This is a genomic window from Gloeobacter violaceus PCC 7421, assembly GCF_000011385.1.
Lineage (GTDB): Bacteria > Cyanobacteriota > Cyanobacteriia > Gloeobacterales > Gloeobacteraceae > Gloeobacter > Gloeobacter violaceus.
Window position 1 is genome coordinate 3,701,787 of sequence record NC_005125.1, and the last position, 17,408, is coordinate 3,719,194.

General features: G+C 64.0%; 24 protein-coding genes and 1 tRNA gene. 13 read left to right on the plus strand and 12 right to left on the minus strand.

Annotated elements, in window-relative coordinates; translation table 11 throughout:
• Positions 1-54: 54 nt before the first annotated feature.
• The 5 genes from GLL_RS18015 to GLL_RS18035 all read right to left on the minus strand — a co-directional run bounded on the left by GLL_RS18015 (position 55) and on the right by GLL_RS18035 (position 4,762).
• The gene (locus tag GLL_RS18015; RefSeq protein WP_164929305.1) at positions 55-1,515 is read right to left on the minus strand and encodes a UDP-N-acetylmuramoyl-L-alanyl-D-glutamate--2,6-diaminopimelate ligase; all 1,461 of its coding nucleotides are present in this window, start codon (positions 1,513-1,515) and stop codon (positions 55-57) included.
• A 58-nt stretch (positions 1,516-1,573) separates the two neighbouring features.
• Entirely contained in the window at positions 1,574-2,095 is a 522-nt protein-coding gene (locus GLL_RS18020) for a hypothetical protein (RefSeq protein WP_164929306.1), read from the minus strand.
• Positions 2,096-2,156: 61 nt separating this feature from the next.
• Positions 2,157-2,414 (minus strand): glutaredoxin family protein, encoded by a 258-nt coding sequence (locus GLL_RS18025; RefSeq protein WP_011143483.1) that lies wholly within the window; start codon positions 2,412-2,414, stop codon positions 2,157-2,159.
• A 5-nt stretch (positions 2,415-2,419) separates the two neighbouring features.
• Complete coding sequence (gene pyk / locus GLL_RS18030) at positions 2,420-4,237, minus strand: pyruvate kinase (RefSeq protein ID WP_011143484.1); 1,818 nt, start codon at positions 4,235-4,237, stop codon at positions 2,420-2,422.
• Between the two features lie 51 nt (positions 4,238-4,288).
• Positions 4,289-4,762 (minus strand): CRR6 family NdhI maturation factor, encoded by a 474-nt coding sequence (locus tag GLL_RS18035; protein ID WP_011143485.1) that lies wholly within the window; start codon positions 4,760-4,762, stop codon positions 4,289-4,291.
• Between the two features lie 162 nt (positions 4,763-4,924).
• Between GLL_RS18035 and GLL_RS18040 the strand changes: the two genes are divergently transcribed.
• From GLL_RS18040 to recR, 3 genes are all read left to right on the plus strand, one after another.
• Positions 4,925-5,440 (plus strand): DUF1997 domain-containing protein, encoded by a 516-nt coding sequence (locus tag GLL_RS18040; RefSeq protein ID WP_011143486.1) that lies wholly within the window; start codon positions 4,925-4,927, stop codon positions 5,438-5,440.
• Positions 5,441-5,506: 66 nt separating this feature from the next.
• Positions 5,507-5,842 carry a YbaB/EbfC family nucleoid-associated protein gene (locus GLL_RS18045; protein WP_011143487.1) on the plus strand — a complete coding sequence of 112 codons (336 nt, stop codon included), beginning with the start codon at positions 5,507-5,509 and terminating at the stop codon, positions 5,840-5,842.
• A gap of 68 nt (positions 5,843-5,910) precedes the next feature.
• Positions 5,911-6,504 (plus strand): recombination mediator RecR, encoded by a 594-nt coding sequence (recR, locus tag GLL_RS18050; RefSeq protein WP_011143488.1) that lies wholly within the window; start codon positions 5,911-5,913, stop codon positions 6,502-6,504.
• Here the strand turns inward: recR and GLL_RS22870 are convergent.
• On the minus strand, positions 6,501-6,662 hold the full coding sequence (locus tag GLL_RS22870) for a hypothetical protein (protein WP_011143489.1): 162 nt from the start codon (positions 6,660-6,662) through the stop codon (positions 6,501-6,503). The two genes, recR and GLL_RS22870, sit on opposite strands and share 4 nt — an antisense overlap.
• Before the next feature lie 63 nt (positions 6,663-6,725).
• Entirely contained in the window at positions 6,726-7,118 is a 393-nt protein-coding gene (locus tag GLL_RS18055) for a RidA family protein (RefSeq protein ID WP_011143490.1), read from the minus strand.
• Positions 7,119-7,319: 201 nt separating this feature from the next.
• On the opposite strand from GLL_RS18055, the gene GLL_RS18060 reads away from it, so the two are divergent.
• From GLL_RS18060 to fabG, 5 genes are all read left to right on the plus strand, one after another.
• The gene (locus tag GLL_RS18060) at positions 7,320-7,886 is read left to right on the plus strand and encodes a pentapeptide repeat-containing protein (RefSeq protein WP_164929307.1); all 567 of its coding nucleotides are present in this window, start codon (positions 7,320-7,322) and stop codon (positions 7,884-7,886) included.
• 44 nt (positions 7,887-7,930) lie between these two features.
• The gene (locus GLL_RS18065; protein ID WP_164929308.1) at positions 7,931-9,121 is read left to right on the plus strand and encodes an NAD(P)/FAD-dependent oxidoreductase; all 1,191 of its coding nucleotides are present in this window, start codon (positions 7,931-7,933) and stop codon (positions 9,119-9,121) included.
• A gap of 316 nt (positions 9,122-9,437) precedes the next feature.
• The gene (locus GLL_RS18070) at positions 9,438-9,704 is read left to right on the plus strand and encodes a type II toxin-antitoxin system ParD family antitoxin (protein WP_011143493.1); all 267 of its coding nucleotides are present in this window, start codon (positions 9,438-9,440) and stop codon (positions 9,702-9,704) included.
• A gap of 3 nt (positions 9,705-9,707) precedes the next feature.
• On the plus strand, positions 9,708-10,007 hold the full coding sequence (locus GLL_RS18075) for a type II toxin-antitoxin system RelE/ParE family toxin (protein ID WP_011143494.1): 300 nt from the start codon (positions 9,708-9,710) through the stop codon (positions 10,005-10,007).
• A gap of 190 nt (positions 10,008-10,197) precedes the next feature.
• On the plus strand, positions 10,198-10,944 hold the full coding sequence (gene fabG / locus GLL_RS18080) for a 3-oxoacyl-[acyl-carrier-protein] reductase (RefSeq protein WP_011143495.1): 747 nt from the start codon (positions 10,198-10,200) through the stop codon (positions 10,942-10,944).
• Between the two features lie 6 nt (positions 10,945-10,950).
• On the opposite strand, the gene GLL_RS18085 is transcribed toward fabG, so the two are convergent.
• Positions 10,951-11,445: a hypothetical protein gene (locus GLL_RS18085; protein WP_164929309.1), complete on the minus strand. Its 495-nt coding sequence runs from the start codon at positions 11,443-11,445 to the stop codon at positions 10,951-10,953.
• 152 nt (positions 11,446-11,597) lie between these two features.
• Between GLL_RS18085 and GLL_RS18090 the strand changes: the two genes are divergently transcribed.
• Positions 11,598-12,623 carry a serine hydrolase domain-containing protein gene (locus GLL_RS18090; RefSeq protein WP_164929310.1) on the plus strand — a complete coding sequence of 342 codons (1,026 nt, stop codon included), beginning with the start codon at positions 11,598-11,600 and terminating at the stop codon, positions 12,621-12,623.
• Here GLL_RS18090 and bioD read toward each other — a convergent pair.
• The 3 genes from bioD to GLL_RS18105 are packed head-to-tail and all read right to left on the minus strand — an operon-like array spanning position 12,604 to position 14,474.
• Positions 12,604-13,293 (minus strand): dethiobiotin synthase, encoded by a 690-nt coding sequence (bioD, locus tag GLL_RS18095; protein WP_011143498.1) that lies wholly within the window; start codon positions 13,291-13,293, stop codon positions 12,604-12,606. The genes GLL_RS18090 and bioD overlap by 20 nt on opposite strands.
• On the minus strand, positions 13,293-13,904 hold the full coding sequence (gene dcd / locus GLL_RS18100; RefSeq protein ID WP_011143499.1) for a dCTP deaminase: 612 nt from the start codon (positions 13,902-13,904) through the stop codon (positions 13,293-13,295). Before dcd ends, bioD begins: the two co-directional genes overlap by 1 nt.
• Before the next feature lie 27 nt (positions 13,905-13,931).
• Positions 13,932-14,474 carry a P-loop NTPase family protein gene (locus GLL_RS18105; RefSeq protein ID WP_011143500.1) on the minus strand — a complete coding sequence of 181 codons (543 nt, stop codon included), beginning with the start codon at positions 14,472-14,474 and terminating at the stop codon, positions 13,932-13,934.
• A 136-nt stretch (positions 14,475-14,610) separates the two neighbouring features.
• On the opposite strand from GLL_RS18105, the gene GLL_RS18110 reads away from it, so the two are divergent.
• From GLL_RS18110 to GLL_RS18125, 4 genes are all read left to right on the plus strand, one after another.
• Entirely contained in the window at positions 14,611-15,027 is a 417-nt protein-coding gene (locus tag GLL_RS18110) for a J domain-containing protein (protein ID WP_164929311.1), read from the plus strand.
• A 25-nt stretch (positions 15,028-15,052) separates the two neighbouring features.
• Positions 15,053-15,340, plus strand: coding sequence for a DUF3143 domain-containing protein (locus GLL_RS18115; RefSeq protein WP_011143502.1), 288 nt, complete (start codon positions 15,053-15,055; stop codon positions 15,338-15,340).
• A 42-nt stretch (positions 15,341-15,382) separates the two neighbouring features.
• A tRNA-Leu gene (locus tag GLL_RS18120) sits at positions 15,383-15,464 on the plus strand.
• Between the two features lie 132 nt (positions 15,465-15,596).
• A complete protein-coding gene (locus GLL_RS18125; protein WP_164929312.1) occupies positions 15,597-16,550 on the plus strand; it encodes a sulfotransferase family 2 domain-containing protein in 954 nt (317 codons plus the stop codon).
• On the opposite strand, the gene GLL_RS18130 is transcribed toward GLL_RS18125, so the two are convergent.
• Entirely contained in the window at positions 16,487-17,305 is an 819-nt protein-coding gene (locus tag GLL_RS18130; RefSeq protein ID WP_011143504.1) for a class I SAM-dependent methyltransferase, read from the minus strand. The two genes, GLL_RS18125 and GLL_RS18130, sit on opposite strands and share 64 nt — an antisense overlap.
• Positions 17,306-17,408: the final 103 nt, after the last annotated feature.

A 17,408-nucleotide genomic window follows, 5' to 3' on the forward strand; every position in this document is an offset into this window, starting at 1 on the left:
AACAAACTCTATGCCCGATTTAGTAAAAGTAGTTTCCTAACTTGCCAGGCTTTTTCAACCTCGGCTGCGGCGCTTGGAAAGCGCTTCGCGGGCTTGTTCGCGATCGTCGAAGTGGATTTTTGTCGTCCCCAGGATCTGATAATCCTCATGGCCTTTCCCTGCGATCACCACGCAATCGCCTGCCTTTGCTTCGAGCAGTGCCTGCAATATCGCCCGGCGGCGGTCCACTTCCACGGTCGGCGACACTCCCACCGGAATGCCCGCCAGGATATCGTCCAAGATCGCTTCCGGATTCTCGGTGCGGGGATTGTCGGAGGTGACCACCGGCAGATCCGACAGCTCGGCGGCGATGCGGCCCATCTGGGGGCGTTTGGTGCGATCGCGATCCCCGCCGCAGCCGAATACGCAAATCAGCCGCCCGCGCACGAAAGGCCGGGTGGCCTCCAGCAGTTTGCGCAGGCCGTCGGGGGTGTGGGCGTAATCAACAATCACGGCGATATCGTCGTCTGAACCGCTCACCCGCTCCATGCGGCCAGGTACGCCGCCAAAACCCGACAGCCCCGCTGCGATCGCCTCCAGGTCGATTCCCAAAGCCAGGGTGGCCCCGACCGCCGCCAGCAGATTAGCCAGGTTGAACTGGCCCACCAGGGGGCTGGTAAAGGCGGCGCGGCCCACCGGGGTGACGAGGGTGCCGCGGATGCCCTCCGGGGTGAACACGGCATCTTCTGGATAAATGTCCGCGCCGGGCTGAAAGCTGTAGGTCCACACCTGGTCGTACGCGGCTGCAAGGCGCACCCCCCACGGGTCGTCGGCGTTGATCACCGCCCGCCCGCTGCGGTACTCGGGACTGAACAGGGTCGCCTTCGCCTGGAAGTAACTTTCCATGTCCGGGTGGAAGTCGAGGTGGTCCTGGGTGAGGTTGGTGAAGACCGCGGCCTCGAAGCGGCAACCCGCCACCCGCTGCTGGGCCAGGGCGTGGGAGCTGACCTCCATCACCCCGTACTGGCAGCCCGCTTCCACCATCTGAGCAAGCAACTTCTGGATCTCAAGCGCAAAGGGCGTGGTGTGCCGGGCCTCCTGGCTCTGGCCCGGCCAGCGGCTGTAGAGCGTGCCCACCAGACCCGTGGGTGCCTGGGCTTGCAATAGATTCTCGATCAAATGGGTTGTCGTCGTCTTGCCGTTGGTGCCGGTCACCCCGGCGAGGGTTAGTTTGCGGGCTGGAAAGTCGTAGTAGGCAGACGCGAGCCGGGCGCAGGTACCCACCACGTCCGGCACCCGGATCACCGGCACCGCCGCCTCCACCCCCCGGGCGTTCTCAGAAATCACCAGCCCCGCCGCTCCCCCGGCAATCGCCTGCGGCCAGAATTCACTGCCGTCCACCCGCGTACCCGGAAGACCAATAAACAAGTCCCCCGGCTGCACCTGGCGCGAATCGGTGCTCAGACCGGCAATGTCGATGTCGGGAAGGTTGCGGGTATCGAGCCCGGTTCGGGCAAGCAGTTCGTGCAAACGCATGGCAGGCACCTTCGTACCCTGGAGGTCGAATTTAGAGTAGCAGCTTTTGCCCGGTTCGCTACTTGAGGCGGGCAAGGGCCGTATCCAGGTTTTTGGCGATCGCTTCGAAGCCTTCCTGGACGAGCCGGTCGTAGGCGAAGGTGACGTACTCTTCTGCATTGTTCTGCCGGCCGCGTCCGACAATGTAATCATCGATGCGCAACTTCGGATCGACCGCAGCAAAGGCTTTGCGCACTCGGGGCAGGCTCGTAGCGGCAAAGCCGACCACATCGGGAGCGTCCAGATTCTTCAGGCCGATGCGGTAGCGCAGTGCCCAGGCCTCTTCGAGGGCGCGCATCTGCTTGTTGACAAACTTGACGGCCGAAAGGGCGTTCGCCGGAACCGGCGTGCGGCTGTAGATCACCCGGTCGAGGGCCGAGGTGACCCGTCCTGCCTCCTGCAGGTACTGGGCGTAGCCCGGTTTGCTTGCGAGCGCCTCGCGGGCCTGGGTCAGCGTCTGCACCAGTTCGGAGCGGATGTCCGCCCGGACCGGCAGGGCCACGGTCGCGACGAGCAAAGCTGTAAGGAACCAGCGTTTCATCACAAAACCGGCGGGGACTATCCTACTTCTTGCATATCTCAAGCATCGCCGGCAAGCATCCTCAGGCGACAAAAGCCCGCTCCAGCACGGCTGCCAGTTGGGCGCCCGTGCTGCGGTGGGAGATACCCGTCAGGGTATGGCCGTTCACCTCCAGCACCGGGATGGTGTACTGAAAGTCGGTGAACCATTCGGGATTGCTGAGAATGTTGCGCTTTTCGACGCTCAAGCCCAAATCCGGCTGCACCCGGCGCAAGGTGGCTTCCAGCGCGTCGCACAGACAGCAGCCGGGCTTGGAGTAGAAAACGACAATTTTGTCCACAGGCGCTAGACGGCGGAGGCCGCCCCGGAGAAGATGACCCCTTTTTGCGGATCGAGGGTGAGCACCACCCCGTCCGGGATGCGGGTGGTGCAGTCTTTCACCCCGAGCAGTACCGGCAGTCCGAGGCGCAGCCCGATAATCGCTGCGTGGGAGGTGAGGCCGCTCTCCTCGGTGACGATGCCGCCCGCGAGCTTGATCGCTTCGATAAAATTGGCGTCGGTGCGCGGGGCAATCAGGATGTCCCCGGGACTCAAGGCCGCCGCTTCGTCGCTGTGGCGGACGATGCGGGCGCGTCCACTCACGGCGTTCTGACCCAGGCCCAATCCCCGGCCGAGAATCGCCGTCACCACCTCGACTTTGATCAGGTCCGTCGAACCGGAGAGCCCCTGGATGGTGCCGGCGGTCATCACCACCAGGTCGCCTTCCAGGACGAGGTTTTCGTCCTGGGCGGCGCTGATCGCCGCTTGAAAGGTCTGGCGGGTCGAAGGCAGATCCAGGACCATCAGCGGGTAGACCCCCCAGACCATCTGCAGTTCGCGCGCCACCGACACGCTCGGGGTAATCGCGATAATCGGCACCCTCGGCCGGTACTTGCTGACGTTGCGGGCGGTGGCGCCGGACTTGGTGAGGGTGAGAATCGCCTGGGCACCCAATTGCTGGGCGACGCTTCCCACTGCCTGGGAGATGGCGTTCGGGATCGAGCGGCCCGTGTCTACCCAGGTGCGCTGGGGCATCGAGCGCTCGATGCGATCGGCGATGCGCGCCATCGTCTCGACCGCCAAGATCGGGTGCTCGCCCACGGCGGTCTCGTTGGAGAGCATCACCGCGTCGGTGCCGTCCAGGATGGCGTTGGCCACATCGGAAACTTCGGCGCGGGTCGGGCGGCTGTTGCTCACCATCGAATCGAGCATCTGGGTGGCGGTGATCACAGGCTTGCCGGCCCGATTGGCCGAAGCGATCAGCCGCTTTTGGAGCAAGGGCACTTCCTCGGCGGGCATCTCGACGCCCAGATCGCCACGGGCCACCATCAGCCCGTCGCAGGCGGCAATCACCGCATCGAGGTTCTCGAAGGCCTCGAATTTTTCGATCTTGGCGATCACCGGCACCCGCTTGCCCGATTGGGCAATCAGTTCCTTCAGTTCGAGCAAATCGCTCGGGGTGCGCACGAAACTGAGGGCCACCCAATCGACGCCCTGATTGAGACCGAAGAGCAAATCCTCGCGGTCCTTTTCGGTCATCGCCGGCACCGAGAGGGTGACACCCGGAAAGTTGACGCCTTTGCTGTTGGAGAGCTTGCCCCCCCCCACCGTCCGGCAGTGCAGGTATTGGGCTTCGAGGTCCACCCGTTCGACTACCAGTTCCACCCGCCCGTCATCCAGCAAGATCGTGGCGCCGGTGGGCACTTCCTGGATAAGTCGCGAGTAGGTGATCGGACTGATGTGCTGGTTGGCGGGCACGTCGTGGCTGGTCAGAATAAACGGGTCGCCGTGCTTGAGGACGATTGGTCCGTCGGCGAACTTGCCCAACCGGATCTTGGGACCTTGCAGATCCTGCAGGATGGCCACCGGCTGATTGAGTTCAAAGGAAATCTGGCGGATGAGGCCGATGCGGCGGCGGTGCTCCTCGTGGTTGCCGTGGGAAAAATTGAGTCTGAGGGTCGTCGCCCCGGCCTGGATGAGCTTGCGCAGGGCCTGCGGGTCGTCGACGGCGGGACCGATGGTGGCGACAATCTTGGTGCGGCGAAAACGCGCCCGCTCGCTCGGCGCGGCAGTTGTCTGTTGGGCATTGGCATCTAGAACGAACACATCGGCACCCACGCGCATTTTTGCGCAAATCGTAGCATGCGCTTCTTAAGACCGATGGCCATGTCGGCTCTAGAGGGTGAGCAACTCGAAAAATTCGGCGTCGATGTCGTAACCCAGGGCCTGGGCCAGATAGCGCAGCTCCGAGCGGTTGGCGATTCCCTTGCTGGAGAGCCAATCGGCCATCACGAAAATTTTGTGCATCACAAAGATTTCCATTGCTTCGGGGGCGAAGGTGATGCCGTCCTTGGCGCTGAACTGGTGGGGTACCAGCATCGCCGCAAAGCGCGTCAATTCGCCGGTACGCCAGTCGAGCAGATACGGAAGCCACGGATAGCGAGCGTCGAGGCGGATAAAAAACAGCCGCACCTCCTGCACCTCGGGCAATTCGCGCGGATCGGCCTCAGCGAGCGGGTAATCAATCTCAAAGCGGATCTGGCGGGCATTGGCGAGCGGATCGCTTGCTAACTGCTCGATCTGGAGGCCGACGGCGTTCAGCTCCAGTCGCTCGACGGCGCCTTGCTCGATGCGGAGAATGGTGCTCATGGATGTCGCGTTGCATGATCCTCCCGCATCTTAGGCCCGGGGCGCGGGTGTGGCAATCGGCCGCAGGCAATGGCTTTGAAGACCGCACTTCTGTAGAATCTCCGTCAACCTGCCTGTGAGCCGTCCGGGAGGTCACCGCAACGCGAGGGTACAATCAAGTTCATGTCGACATCGCTTTCGCTCAAAGACACTCAGCGCGGAGATGTGCGCCTGGAGACGGACCTGCCGCCTTTGGCAGGCTACCTGCGCAAACCGGATCACTGGATCCCGGTGGGTTTTCGGCCCCTCAAGGTGGAGGCCGCCGCGGGCACCTACCGCCTGCAACTGCCCGAATTCGGCGCCTTGGGTTTTCGGGTGGCTCCCCGCGTGGCCCTGCGCGTGGTCGAGGAGGACGAACGCCTCTACCGGCTGCACTCGGTCCCCCTGCCGGATCCGGGCTACGCAGTCGATTTTGACGGTTTGTTTCGCCTCGATCCTGCGGCGCGGGCTGTCGCGGTCTTCTGGGAAGCGAATTTTGGTATCCGCATCGAATTGCCGGGCTTTTTGGGCATGTTCCCGCAGCCGGTGGTCCAGGCGGCCGCCCAGGCGGCGGTGAGCGCCATGAACGCCGGGGTCTGCCGGTCACTGGTGGGCAATATCTGCCGCGACTTTCGCGCCCGCCCTCCCGGCTCCCCTTGACCGGTTGCGCTCTGGACAAGTGTCCGGATTGTCTACAATAAGTAAGCCTCCAGGAGAACGATCTACATGAGCAAAGGCTTCGGTCCGATGGGCCAGTTCCAGGAAGCGCTCAAGCGCGTCAAGCAAATCCAAGAAGGCAGCGCCAAGCTCCAGGACGAGTTGGCCGCGCTTTCGATCGAGGGCGTCGCCGGCGGCGGTCTGGTCAAGGTGACCCTGAGCGGCAACCAGGAACCGACTGGCGTCACCATCGACCCGCAGCTTCTCTCAGAAAGCAAAGAAGTGGTCGAAGACCTGCTGCTGACCGCCTATAAAGACGCCTACACCAAGTCCGCCGAGACGATGAAGGCGAAGATGCAGGAATTGACCGGCGGCATGGAGCTGCCCCCGGGTCTTGGCTTCTAGCCAGTCGCTCTTTTTTTGGCCGGTGCCGCCCAAAAGCGGCACCCGATACTTGATACCCGGCACCGCCCATGTACACCCGGCCCCTGGCCCGACTCATCGAACACTTGCAGCGTCTGCCGGGCATCGGCCCCAAGACGGCCCAGCGCCTGGCGTTTCATCTGTTGCGCCGCCCCAAGTCCGAGGCATTGCAACTGGCCCAGGCCCTTGTCGAAGCGACGGAGCAAATCGGTGTGTGCAGCCGCTGTTTTAATCTTTCTGCCGAAGACCCTTGCGACATCTGCCGCCAGCCCGGCCGCCAGGGCGAGACGATTTGCGTGGTGGCCGAGCCGCGCGACTTGGTCGCCATCGAGCGCACCCGCGAGTTCAAGGGTCACTACCACGTCCTCGGCGGGCTCATCAACCCCATGGAAGGCATCGGTCCCGAGCAGTTGCGCATCAAAGAACTGCTCCAGCGCGTCGGTGCCGATACGGTCAAAGAGGTGATCCTCGCCATCAACCCGAGCACTGAAGGGGAGATGACGACCATGTATCTGAGCAAATACGTCAAAGTGCTCGGACCGCGCGTGACGCGCATCGCCTTCGGCCTGCCGGTGGGGGGCGATCTCGAATATGCCGACGAGATGACCCTGGCGCGCGCCCTCGAAGGCCGCCGCGAAATTTAGCCTTTGTCCTTGACTTGGTCGGCCTGCTGTTGCTCTTTGAGTTCTTCGAGTGCTTCGATAAGTTGCAGGATGCTGACGGCGATATCGGGACGAACTTGCGGTCGGGCGGTGTTGTCGATTTGTGTTTGCGCCCATTGTTGTAACTGTTCGAGTGTCATCTTCTAAACTGCCGACACTATTCATTCAACGCCAGGACGACACCAATTCAAGACGCAGTCAGGTTAGCCGTTCGGAGCCACGGCCAGGGCATCTATCTCGACAAGAACGTCGGGGTGAAACAGCGAGGCGACACCGATCAGGGCGCTGGCAGGCGGGCGTTCCAGATTGACCCACCTGTCCCGAATGGCGCGGATGGTCGGCAACAGGCAGGGATCATATTCGCAGATATAGATTGTGAGCCGGGCCACCGCGTCGAAGCTTGCTCCCGCCACTTCCAGGGTCGCTGCTATGTTCTCGAACACCTGCTCTAACTGAGTAGCGAGGTCGGGTCCAGCGAGGGTTCCATCCGCTCGAAACGGAACATGCCCCGATAGAAGCAGAAGGTGCCGATCTTCGACAAGGATCGCCTGCGAGATACCGGGGATCGAAAAACCGGGCGGATTGATGGCGCGCATTCGCTTTCACACTCCCTTCGGGCTGATCATAACCGACGTGGACTGTCAATCGAAGCGTGACTCCAGGCCCCCCATGTCAGTGAAATCGCGTGCCCGCCGGGCGGTCTCGCCCCTATACTCCCGGCAGGGGGGCGGCTTCGACGAATGCTTAAAGCACAGGCGCCGGAGCTATCTAGACATAGTGGTGCTGGGGAAAGTGCAATGCGCAGAGGCTGGATCGTCGGGATGCTGATAGGGACCGTTCTGGTTCTGGTGGGGTGGACACCGCTGATGCGCGCCTTTTTGCAGGATTTTGTGCTGGTGGTGGACGCCTCCGGGTCGCGGCAGACACCCAAAAACTACCGAGGCGCCAAACTGGCCGGGCAGGATTTGCGCGGCCAGGATCTTGAAGGGGCCGACCTGCGCTCCGCCGACCTGCGCGGAACCAATCTGCGGGGAGCCCATCTGAGCGGCGCCAACTTTCAGGGGGCCAACCTCGAAGGTGCCGACCTGAGTACCGCCATTCTCGAAAATGCCGATCTGCGCGGCGCCAGCCTGGTGGGAGCCGACCTGCGGGCGGCGGATCTGGCGGGGGCCAACCTCAGCGCTGCCCGGTTGGTGCGCGCCGACTTGAGCGCCGCCAACCTCACCCACGCCGACCTGCGCAACGCCGATCTGCACGGAGCCCGGCTCGACGACACCCTGCTGCAGCAGACCGATCTGCGCGGCCTGGACCTGGCCAGACTGGATCTCGAAGACACCGACGCCTCGGCAGCCCGCGTCCGCTAACGATTGGCGCGGCTATGCTGGAAGGGTCTTTCACAGCATCAGCCATGGCGCGCATTGTCATTGTCGGCGGCGGATTTGCGGGGTTGTTCACCGCCCTTGGCCTCGAAGCGTATCCCTTCAAAGACGAGCGCCCAGAAATTCTGCTCATCGATCGCTCGGAGCGGTTTGTCTTCTCGCCGCTCCTTTACGAACTGGTTTCGGGGGAGCTTGCCACCTGGGAGGTGGCCCCGCGCTTCGACGAATTGCTCGAAGGGACGCGGGTGCGCTTCGTGCAGGCCGAGGCGATGGGTTTCGACTTCGAAAACCGCATCGTCAAGCTTGCGGGCGGCGGTGCCGAAAGTTACGACCGGCTGGCCCTTACCGTGGGCGGCAGCACACCCGTGGACATCGTGCCGGGGGCGCGCGAGCACGCCTTGCCCTTTCGTACCCTCGAAGACGCCCAGGCGCTGATCGCCCGGCTCAAGGCCGCCCTCGATGCCGGGGCCGACCCTGTGCGCGCAGCCCTGGTGGGGGCGGGGGCAAGCGGCGTCGAACTCGCCTGCAAACTCGCCGACACCCTAGGCGACAAAGGCAGCATCGTTTTGTTCGACCGCGCAGCGGACATCCTGGCCGAGTTCGACGCGCCGGAGCGCAAAATGGCCCGTGCCGAACTCGAAAAGCGCAGAGTGCGGCTGGGACTCTCCACAAAAATTCTGTCGGTGAGCGATGCGGGCCTGCAAGTCGAGACCGCCGGGCGCGGCGTCGAGGCGATCCCCGCCGAGGTGGTGCTCTGGACGGTGGGGACGGCGGTGCCGGGGCTCATCAAAGATCTCGATCTGCCCAAGGGGCCGGGCGGACGGCTGGCCGTCGAGCCCACCTTGCAGGTGCAGGGGCACCCCGAAATCTTCGCCTTAGGCGATCTGGCAGCGAGCCTCGATGCCGGCGGCAAGCCGCTCGGTCCCAGTGCCCAGTTGGCCTTCCAACAGGCGGGCTACTGCGCGTGGAATCTCTGGGCGAGCCTGAGCGACCGGCCGCTGCTCGCCTTTCGCTACAACGCGCTGGGCAAGCTGTTGGGGTTGGGGATCGACAGCGGCGTCGCCTCGCTTCTGGGCACGGCCGTCGGCGGTCCGCCCGCCTATCTCATCCGCCGACTGGCGTATCTTTACCGGATGCCCACCGACGCCCACCGGCTGAAAGTGGCCCTGCACTGGGCAAGTCGGCCTGTTGTGCGCTGGCTGGGCGGGGCGGCACCTTAGAGTAGGATTGTACCCACATCGGGTGAGATGCCCTTTCAGCCTATCTGCAGAAAATGAGTCTGTGAATGCACCGTTCGCAGTTCAGGTTTCCGCAGGCCCTGTTGACGTTTCAGCGCAACCATAACGAACAAGGCAGGACGTGGCCTCGTCGAGGCCGAGGGCGCACGACCACAGCGTTTTTTCTGACCTGAGGTAAGAGATTGCTCAAGCCCAGGCTGCAGAGTACGCCGTGAACAACCAGGTAATCTTTTTTAAAGTTTGACGATACTGTAGAAGGGAAAACCCCGTTCGGCTTGACATGGAGCGACCAACAAGCATGAATGTCAACCTGACCCCACAGTTGGAAGAGATGATCCGGCGGAAGGTAGCTTCGGGTTTGTACAATTCAGCGAGCGAGGTGGTGCGCGAAGCCCTGCGCCTGATGGAGGAGCAGGACTGCCTGCACCACTTGAAACTGGAGCAGCTGCGCCGGGACATCCAGGAAGGTCTGGATAGTGGTCCCGCCGACGTGTTAGACATTCAGCAGATCCAACAGCGGGGCCGGGCACGTCTTGCGCAGCAAGCCGAAGCACAGGGCACCTAGCTGGTGGCGCAGGTTCTGAAAACACGCCAGGCCGAGCGCGACATTGAGGATATCTGGTTCTACATCGCCTTGGAGGATCTGCAGGCCGCCGATCGCTGGCTCGAAGGGATGAGCGCGCAGGCACAACTGGTCGCATCGCAGCCCAGGATGGGTCGGGTGCGGCCCGAACTCGGCACTGAAATCCGCAGTTTTGCCGCCGGTCGGTATGTGCTGTTCTACCGCCCGCTGCCCGACGGGATTGAACTGGTGCGGGTGTTGCACGGTGCCCGGGATCTAGATGCACTCTTTGGCGGTGACCTTTGAGTCGTCACCGAGCACCTGAGAGTTCAGGGCATCAGCCGGGCAGTGCTACTGCCTCACTCGTCGAACAGTTCTGGCCGAAACTGGCGTAGAGCCTCGACTTTGGCCGTTAGCAATGCCCAGCGAGGATAACCGCTCCAAGATAGCGGGCCAGGGCGTGCGACAATAGGCGACGCACCAATGGCGGACGCCCATGACGGGATTGCTCACAGGCAAAGTTGCCCTGGTCACCGGCGCCGGCCGCGGCATCGGCCGCGCCTGCGCCCTTGCCCTCGCCTCGGAGGGAGCCGCCGTGGCCGTCAACTACAGCCGCTCCGAAGAGGCCGCCCAGCAAGTGGTGGCGGCAATTGAAGCGGCCGGGGGGCAGGCTGTCGCCCTCAAGGCGGATGTGGCCGACCCCGAGCAGGTGGAGCGCCTGTTTGCAGACTTGCTCGCCAAGTACGGACGGCTCGACGCCCTGGTCAACAACGCCGGGATTACCCGCGACGGTCTAATACTGCGCATGTCGCTCGAAGACTGGAACGATGTGGTATCCCTCAACCTCACCGGCACCTTCTTGTGCCTGAAGGCGGCAAGCCGGATCATGCTCAAGCAGCGCTCCGGGCGGGTGGTGAATATCTCTTCGACCTCGGGAGTGGCCGGCAACGCCGGTCAGGCCAACTACAGCGCCGCCAAGGCCGGGGTGTTGGGCCTCACCCGCTCCGCCGCCCGCGAACTGGGATCGCGGGGAATCACCGTCAACGCGGTAGCCCCCGGCTTCATTGCCACCGATATGACCAGTGCCCTGGAACTGGAACCGATCCTCGCTCAGGTGCCGCTCAGGCGCGTCGGTCAACCTGAGGAAGTAGCCGGGCTGGTGCGGTTTTTGTGCGCCGACCCGGCCGCCGCCTACATCACAGGCCAGGTGATTACGATCGACGGCGGCATGGTGATGGCCTGAGAGCCGCTAGCGTGGCTGGCGGATCACCTGGCCGTCTTTGTCCTTGATGACGGTGCCGCGGGGACCGGAGTAGACTTTGGTGCCCTCGGGGCCTTCGTAGCGTTTGCGGCCCTCGGGACCGACGGCCGCTTCGCCGCCGCGCGGACCCTGATAGACCCGGCCGCCGTCCGGCCCTTCGACGGCCGTGCCGCCCTGGGGACCTTTGTAGACCTTGACGTCGTCGCCCACGTAGACCTTGGCCCCATTCGGACCTTCGGCATACTTGCGGCCGTCCTCGTCGACATAGAGCCTGCCGCCGTCCGGACCGCTTACGTACTTGCGGCCGTCCGGGGCGACGAGCACCTTGCCGTCGTTGGGGCCGACGTAGGCTTTGCCGCCCCGCTCCCCTTCGACGACGGTGCCGCCGCCCGGGGTGGAGGTGGTGGTTTGGGCCTGGGCGGTGCCCATCGCTGCGCAGGCGCAGGCGAGCGCCAGGGCCGTTGCGAAGTTGCGGCGAATCATAAAAACTCCTTTGAGTTTGTGCAGTTGCCGGGTTGTGGCCCGTCCCCCCTGTCCTTCTTTTGTACGCAATGTGCAATTGTGCTGGTTCACTCGCAGGGGGGTAATTTGTGAGGCGGCTGAACCCACAGGCATCCGGCGCGGTCCTATGGGATATGCAAATTGCGAAGTGTTGGACGGCGCTGCTGTTGCTCGCAGCCACCTGTTTGATCCCGGCGTTTTTCTGGCCGGCCCCGCCGGCGGCCCTCGCCCAGGCCGTGCAGACCGACTACCGGCGGGCTGCCGATTATGCCGCCGCCTACGGTGGCGTCGGGCTTCTGGTCATTCGGGGCGAGCGAATCGTCTATGAGCAATTCGCCCCCGGCCGTAGCGCCGACACGCCGCATCTGTTGGCAAGCGGCACCAAGAGTTTTGCCGGGGTAATGGCGGCGGCGGCGGTCCAGGATGGCCTGCTCACTTTCGACGAGCGCGTCTCCGAGACGATTACTGAGTGGAAGTCCGACCCGCTCAAAGCGCAGATCACCGTGCGTCACCTGTTGAGCCTCGCAAGCGGCCTGGGCAAGGCGGGGCGGGGCGGCAACCCCGTGTCCTTTGCCCAGGCAGTACAGGCGCCGGCGGTCTCGCCGCCCGGCCGGGCCTTCGATTACAACCCCGTTAATTTTCAGCTGTTCGGCGAACTGATGCGGCGCAAACTTGCCCCCCGCCGCGAGGAACCGCTCGCCTATCTGTCTCGGCGCGTCCTGGAGCCGATCGGCATGCGCATAGCGCGCTGGCGCACCACCACAGACGGCGACCCGGACCTGCCTGGTGGGGCAATTGCCACGGCGCGCGACTGGGCCAAATTCGGCCTGCTCCTCAAAAACGGCGGCACCTGGCAGGGACGGCAGATAGTTTCCAGAGAAGCCCTTGCCCAGTGCTTCGTGCGCAGCGCCACCAACCCGGCCTACGGTCTTACCTTCTGGCTCAACGCCCCTTCCCGCAGCGCGCGTCCCGAGCGCAACAATCCGGTGGGCGGCGCCGGTCCTCCAGATCTGATCATGGCGGCCGGGGCGGGGGGCCAGCGGCTCTACGTCATCCCGTCCCTCGATCTGGTGGTGGTCCGCCAGGGCGACCTGCGCTCCGCCCGCGGCCGGGGGAGCGGGCGCTTCCGCGACGACGAATTTATCCGCGCTCTGCTGTGAACAATGTCCCAGCCGCCTCCAGCCACAATCCGCTCCCCGCGGCTGCGAGTGCTGCGCGGTCGGTAGCAGCTTCCAGGTGGGAAAGCACCCCCAGCACCGGCAGGTGGCAGAGGTTCTCGATAAGTTGTACATCCGCCCACTGGGCGCGCTGCTCTGCGCTCACCGGTTCGATCTCCGATAGGACCAACGCGCTCAGATCCAGATTCTGAGCACGGGCAAAACCCGTGTGGGCCACCAGTTGACCGACCACTCCGAGCCGCAGAGGAGCCACCAGCAGCACCGGCAGGCGCCAGTCGCGCGCCAGATCCGCCACGGTGTAATCCCAACCGAGCGGGCAACCGAGACCGCCCACCCCTTCGACTAGGACCAGGGCGTGGCCGGCCGCCGCCTCGCAGTAACTTTTCCAAAGCAGACCGATATCGACTGTCTGCCCTTCGCGGGCCGCCGCCAGGGGCGGGGCGAGGGGGGCTTCGAAATACAGCGGATTGAGCACCGAAAGCGCGTCGCCGAAGACCGTGCGGTAGTACTCGCGATCCCCCGGGCCGCACTGGACGGGCTTGAGGATGGCTGCCGGCGTGCGGCGATGGGCGAGCCACCAGGCAGCGAGGGCCGCGCATAAGATCGTCTTGCCGGCCCCGGTGTCGGTGCCGCTTACCAGTACGCCCGCCATCAGACCCGCGGCAGCACGATGCGCTGTTCCTGCGATTGGTACTTGCCGGGGCCGTCCTTGCGCGTCGCGTAGGTCACCTCGGGCACCTGGTCGGTGGTAAAAAACAGCACCTGGGCGATCCCCTCGTTCGGGTAGACCATCACGTCGCAGGGGGTGGGATTGGCGATCTCCAGGGTGAGCACCCCCGTCCAGCCCGGCTCCAGAATGGTGATCGGGATATTGACGCCCGAGCGGATGTACGTGCTCTTGCAGGTGGTCACCCCGACCACGTTGTCGGGCATCCGAAAGTGCTCGACCGAGTGGGCCAGGGCCAAAGAGTTGGCCGGCAAAATAAAATAATCGCCCTCCGGACCGCTCATCAGCGCCATGTCCTCCAGGCAGGTGTTGTCGAAGCGCTTGGGATCGATGGGCCGCGCCCCGGGTACGCGCCGGAAGACCTTGAATTCGTCGTCGGCGAGGCGAATGTCGTAACCGGCGGAAGACAGCCCGTAGCTCAGCACCCGGTGGTGGTGACCCGAGCCGTCGTCTACCCGGCGCACCAATTCGGCCTCGAACGGGGCGATCATGCCCTCGGCGGCGCGTTGTTTGATCCAGCTGTCACTGTTGAGCATCCGCCCCCCGCAAGTCCTGCTGCGATCTTAGGGCTGGATGGCGCTTTTGCGCAGTTCGGTCACCTGATCGGCCATGGCGCTCAGGGCGATGGGCATCTCGGGGCCGGTCAGGATGACGTCCATATACGAAGGCCGCTGCTCCAATAGTTCGATCACTTCTGTCTCAGCAATCAAACCAAATTGGATCGCCAGGCTCAATTCGTCGAGCACCACCAGACCGAACCGACCGCTGTGGACCGCCCGGCGGGTGTACTTCCACAGTTCGTACATCGCTTTTTGTTCTTCGATTTCCAGGTGCGGCGTGTCCAGGCAGCGCTGCAGGTTGCAGCGCACCCAGCGCAGACCCTGGCACAGATACATCGGGTTGTCCGGACCTTGACCGATGCCGCCTTTGAGAAATTGCACCACAAGTACCGGCACGCCCTGGCCTGCGGCCCGCAGCGCGTGGGCGATCACCCCGGCGTTGAAGGCCCGGTCGGGACCGGTGACGATCTGGAGAGTGCCCTGCAGAGCCAGCGACGGAGCGACGGCCTTGGAGGTGGGGTTCGATGCATCCACTTGCGCTACCATTCGAGCGGACTCCATCTGTGTGGTGTTCTGTGGCTATAAAACACTAGATGCGGTAGGTAGTCAAGCCGTCCGCACCGAGCCGGCGCCTTCGAAGCCGGATGCGGCGCCGCGGCAAGCTGGCGCTAAAATGTGGGAGATGAAAAGGCCAGACTACTATCGGGTGTTGGGTGTGCCGCCTGGGGCGAGTGAACGGGACATTCGCCAGGCGTATCGTTTGCTTTCTAAGCAGTACCATCCGGACATTTCCCCACTGGCGCCGGAGGAGGCCCTCGAAAAGTTCAAATTGCTCAACGAGGCCTACGCTACCCTTTCCCATCCCACCAAGCGCTCCCACTACGACCTGACCCTGGGACTGACCCGCACCGCCGTTTTGCAGCAGCAGCAGCAACAACAACAGCAGCGGCCGGTGCCGCCGCGCCGCCGCCCGAGCGGCCGGTTCGACATCAGCGAGCGCCCTTTGTCCCCCACGGAGATTTTTGCACTCTTTATTTTGGGGATCGCCTTTGCCGCTTCGCTGCTGCTCGTTGCCTTCATCGACTGGATCAACGGCTGACGGCCACTTTCTGAGCACCTTTGCCATGAACTCTTTGCCCACCGCCGATACGCCCCTGTACAACCACCCGCTGCACAAGATCGAGATCTGGCTGCGCGAGCATCAGTGCGAGCGCGACACCGAAGAGCAGCACTGCTGGCACCTGCACCGCTCCCGGTGGTCGGCGACGCTGCAACTGGAGGAGACGGTGCTCAAGGTCGATTACGCCTATCCGCCCAACCAGACCAAGACGCTCTCCTTTCCCTATTCGCTCTCGCGCCGGGATGTCGAGCAGGCGGTGTTTTCCTTCGAGCCGCCGGAGAAGGCCACCTAGCCAGTAGCGATGCCGGTTTGCTATAGTGTTGTCTGCCTTGATGCGGAACTGGCGGAATTGGTAGACGCGCATGATTCAGGTTCATGTGCCGCAAGGCGTGGAGGTTCAAGTCCTCTGTTCCGCACTGTAACCGGGCAAGCCCCCCAGGGTTTGTCCGGATTTTTTTCAGCCGGCCACCGGTTGACCGGGCCTTCGTCCGTCGCCCATGGCAAATTATCGCCCGCCCGGCGGCCGGATTTCAGCGCGAGGTGGCCCGGTGACCGGTCGCTCGAATAACCAACCCCAGCGGCCACTGGTCATCTTTTTGCACATCCCGAAGACCGGGGGCACCACCTTCGAGGCCATTCTCAAAAGAGCGTACGGCGAAGCCGACATCCTCGAATTCGACCTCGCCGCCATCAACGACGCCGAGGGGGCTGCGCGCGCCCGGCAGACGGCAAGGGCCGCCCGCCGCTGCAGCTTCATCCGCGGCCACTTCCCGATGGGCCTGCGCCTGCACGAGTCGATAGCACGACCCTGTACCTACGTCACCTGGTTGCGCGATCCGCTCGAGCGGATGATCTCGGAGTACCACTTTATAGTGCGCTACCCGCCCCACCCGGCCCACGAGCCTGTTCATCGCTACAAGATGACCCTCAAGGACTATCTGCTCAGCGAATGGGCCGCGGGCACCGACAACTACATGACCCGCTTTTTGTGCAGCCAGGCCCCCGACGCCCAGGATGCCGACTGGGCCTGCTCGCAGGCGATGCTGGCCGGCGCCCGCGCCAACCTGGACAGATTCTTTCCGGTCGTGGCGCTGATGGAGCGCTTCGATGAGTCGCTACTGTTGTTGCAGTCGCATTTTGGCTGGCGGTTGCCTCTGTACGTCAAAGAAAACGTCACCCGCGACCGGCCGACCCTCGCGGACCTGCCGGGACCGACCCTCCAGATCCTCCAGGATCTCAACCGCTACGATCTGAGCCTGTACGCCCACGCCCGTGGGCGCTTCGCAGGACAACTGGGGGCCCTCGAACCGGACGCCTTCAACAGACGCCTGCGGAGCTTTCGCCTGCTCAACCGCACCTACAGCCGGGTGCACACGGGACGGCAGCTCTACCGGCGATTGCAGGAGCTCTGGTGCCGCTCGGTGAACCGCTACCGCGCCTACGAAGGCACCGTGCGCTCGACCGTCAAACGCGCGGTGCTCGGTTTGCTAAATAGCAGGTAGCGACCGGCAAAGGGAACTGCCACCGGCAAAGCCGGCAACCGGTTGGGAAAGTCGTCGCCGCCCTCGCGCAACTGCAGCGGCCCCGGCCCCCTGACCAGTTCGGCAAGCACCGCCCCGGTGCGCGAACCCATGGGCAGGGGCCTCAGGCCCAACAGCCGCAACAGTTGGCGGCTCAGCCAGGGATCGGGCGGTTTGTCGGTGGCGCCGCCCGTGCCGGTGGTGAGCAAAAACAGCCCCCCCGGTACCAGCACCCGCGCCACCTCCGCGAAGTAGGCGCGCAGCGATGCTTCCGGCAGGTGCTGCACCAGATCGACGGCGATGGCGTGGGTAAAACTGCCGTCCGGCCAGGGCAGCCGGTTGCCGTTCACCGGCGTGAAGGTGCAATTTGCCGCCTCCCCGAGCTGCAGGCAGGCCTGAGCAAGCATGCAGTCCGAGACGTCCGCCAGAGCCATACCGGCCGTGGCACCCTGCAAATAGCGGGCAACGCGGCCAACGCCGCAGCCGAGGTCAAGCAGCCGACTATCCGGACCCAACGCCAGTTTGCGGCGCAAGAAACCGGCGATGCGTTCGCCGTTGCGCTCGAACTGCTCGGCGAAGCCGCCACAGTAAAAATCACAACTGACCAGCGCGTTATGGCGGCAATTTGCATCCCACAACTGGGCCATGCGCTCGAACTGGGCCGCCTCGCCCACGACGGCATCGATGGCGCAGATCGGATCGTCAGAACCGCCCAGGTTCCAGGGTGCTTGCAGCATGGACCCCCCCCCACTCGACGCAACGGAAGTTTACATAGAACGCTTTCACTGTAATGGCCGGCGGCGGGTTTGGCACACCCCCAGGGAAAGGTGCGGCCCGGGC

Bases quoted from the DNA above. Each gene is read 5' to 3' on its own strand.
- GLL_RS18015 (WP_164929305.1), bottom strand. From the start codon at position 1,515: ATGCGTTTGCACGAACTGCTTGCCCGAACCGGGCTCGATACCCGCAAC.
- GLL_RS18020 (WP_164929306.1), bottom strand. From the start codon at position 2,095: ATGAAACGCTGGTTCCTTACAGCTTTGCTCGTCGCGACCGTGGCCCTG.
- pyk (WP_011143484.1), bottom strand. From the start codon at position 4,237: ATGCGCGTGGGTGCCGATGTGTTCGTTCTAGATGCCAATGCCCAACAG.
- GLL_RS18035 (WP_011143485.1), bottom strand. From the start codon at position 4,762: ATGAGCACCATTCTCCGCATCGAGCAAGGCGCCGTCGAGCGACTGGAG.
- GLL_RS18040 (WP_011143486.1), top strand. From the start codon at position 4,925: ATGTCGACATCGCTTTCGCTCAAAGACACTCAGCGCGGAGATGTGCGC.
- GLL_RS18045 (WP_011143487.1), top strand. From the start codon at position 5,507: ATGAGCAAAGGCTTCGGTCCGATGGGCCAGTTCCAGGAAGCGCTCAAG.
- recR (WP_011143488.1), top strand. From the start codon at position 5,911: ATGTACACCCGGCCCCTGGCCCGACTCATCGAACACTTGCAGCGTCTG.
- GLL_RS22870 (WP_011143489.1), bottom strand. From the start codon at position 6,662: ATGACACTCGAACAGTTACAACAATGGGCGCAAACACAAATCGACAAC.
- GLL_RS18055 (WP_011143490.1), bottom strand. From the start codon at position 7,118: ATGCGCGCCATCAATCCGCCCGGTTTTTCGATCCCCGGTATCTCGCAG.
- GLL_RS18060 (WP_164929307.1), top strand. From the start codon at position 7,320: ATGCGCAGAGGCTGGATCGTCGGGATGCTGATAGGGACCGTTCTGGTT.
- GLL_RS18065 (WP_164929308.1), top strand. From the start codon at position 7,931: ATGGCGCGCATTGTCATTGTCGGCGGCGGATTTGCGGGGTTGTTCACC.
- GLL_RS18070 (WP_011143493.1), top strand. From the start codon at position 9,438: ATGAATGTCAACCTGACCCCACAGTTGGAAGAGATGATCCGGCGGAAG.
- fabG (WP_011143495.1), top strand. From the start codon at position 10,198: ATGACGGGATTGCTCACAGGCAAAGTTGCCCTGGTCACCGGCGCCGGC.
- GLL_RS18085 (WP_164929309.1), bottom strand. From the start codon at position 11,445: ATGATTCGCCGCAACTTCGCAACGGCCCTGGCGCTCGCCTGCGCCTGC.
- GLL_RS18090 (WP_164929310.1), top strand. From the start codon at position 11,598: ATGCAAATTGCGAAGTGTTGGACGGCGCTGCTGTTGCTCGCAGCCACC.
- bioD (WP_011143498.1), bottom strand. From the start codon at position 13,293: ATGGCGGGCGTACTGGTAAGCGGCACCGACACCGGGGCCGGCAAGACG.
- dcd (WP_011143499.1), bottom strand. From the start codon at position 13,904: ATGCTCAACAGTGACAGCTGGATCAAACAACGCGCCGCCGAGGGCATG.
- GLL_RS18105 (WP_011143500.1), bottom strand. From the start codon at position 14,474: ATGGTAGCGCAAGTGGATGCATCGAACCCCACCTCCAAGGCCGTCGCT.
- GLL_RS18110 (WP_164929311.1), top strand. From the start codon at position 14,611: ATGAAAAGGCCAGACTACTATCGGGTGTTGGGTGTGCCGCCTGGGGCG.
- GLL_RS18115 (WP_011143502.1), top strand. From the start codon at position 15,053: ATGAACTCTTTGCCCACCGCCGATACGCCCCTGTACAACCACCCGCTG.
- GLL_RS18130 (WP_011143504.1), bottom strand. From the start codon at position 17,305: ATGCTGCAAGCACCCTGGAACCTGGGCGGTTCTGACGATCCGATCTGC.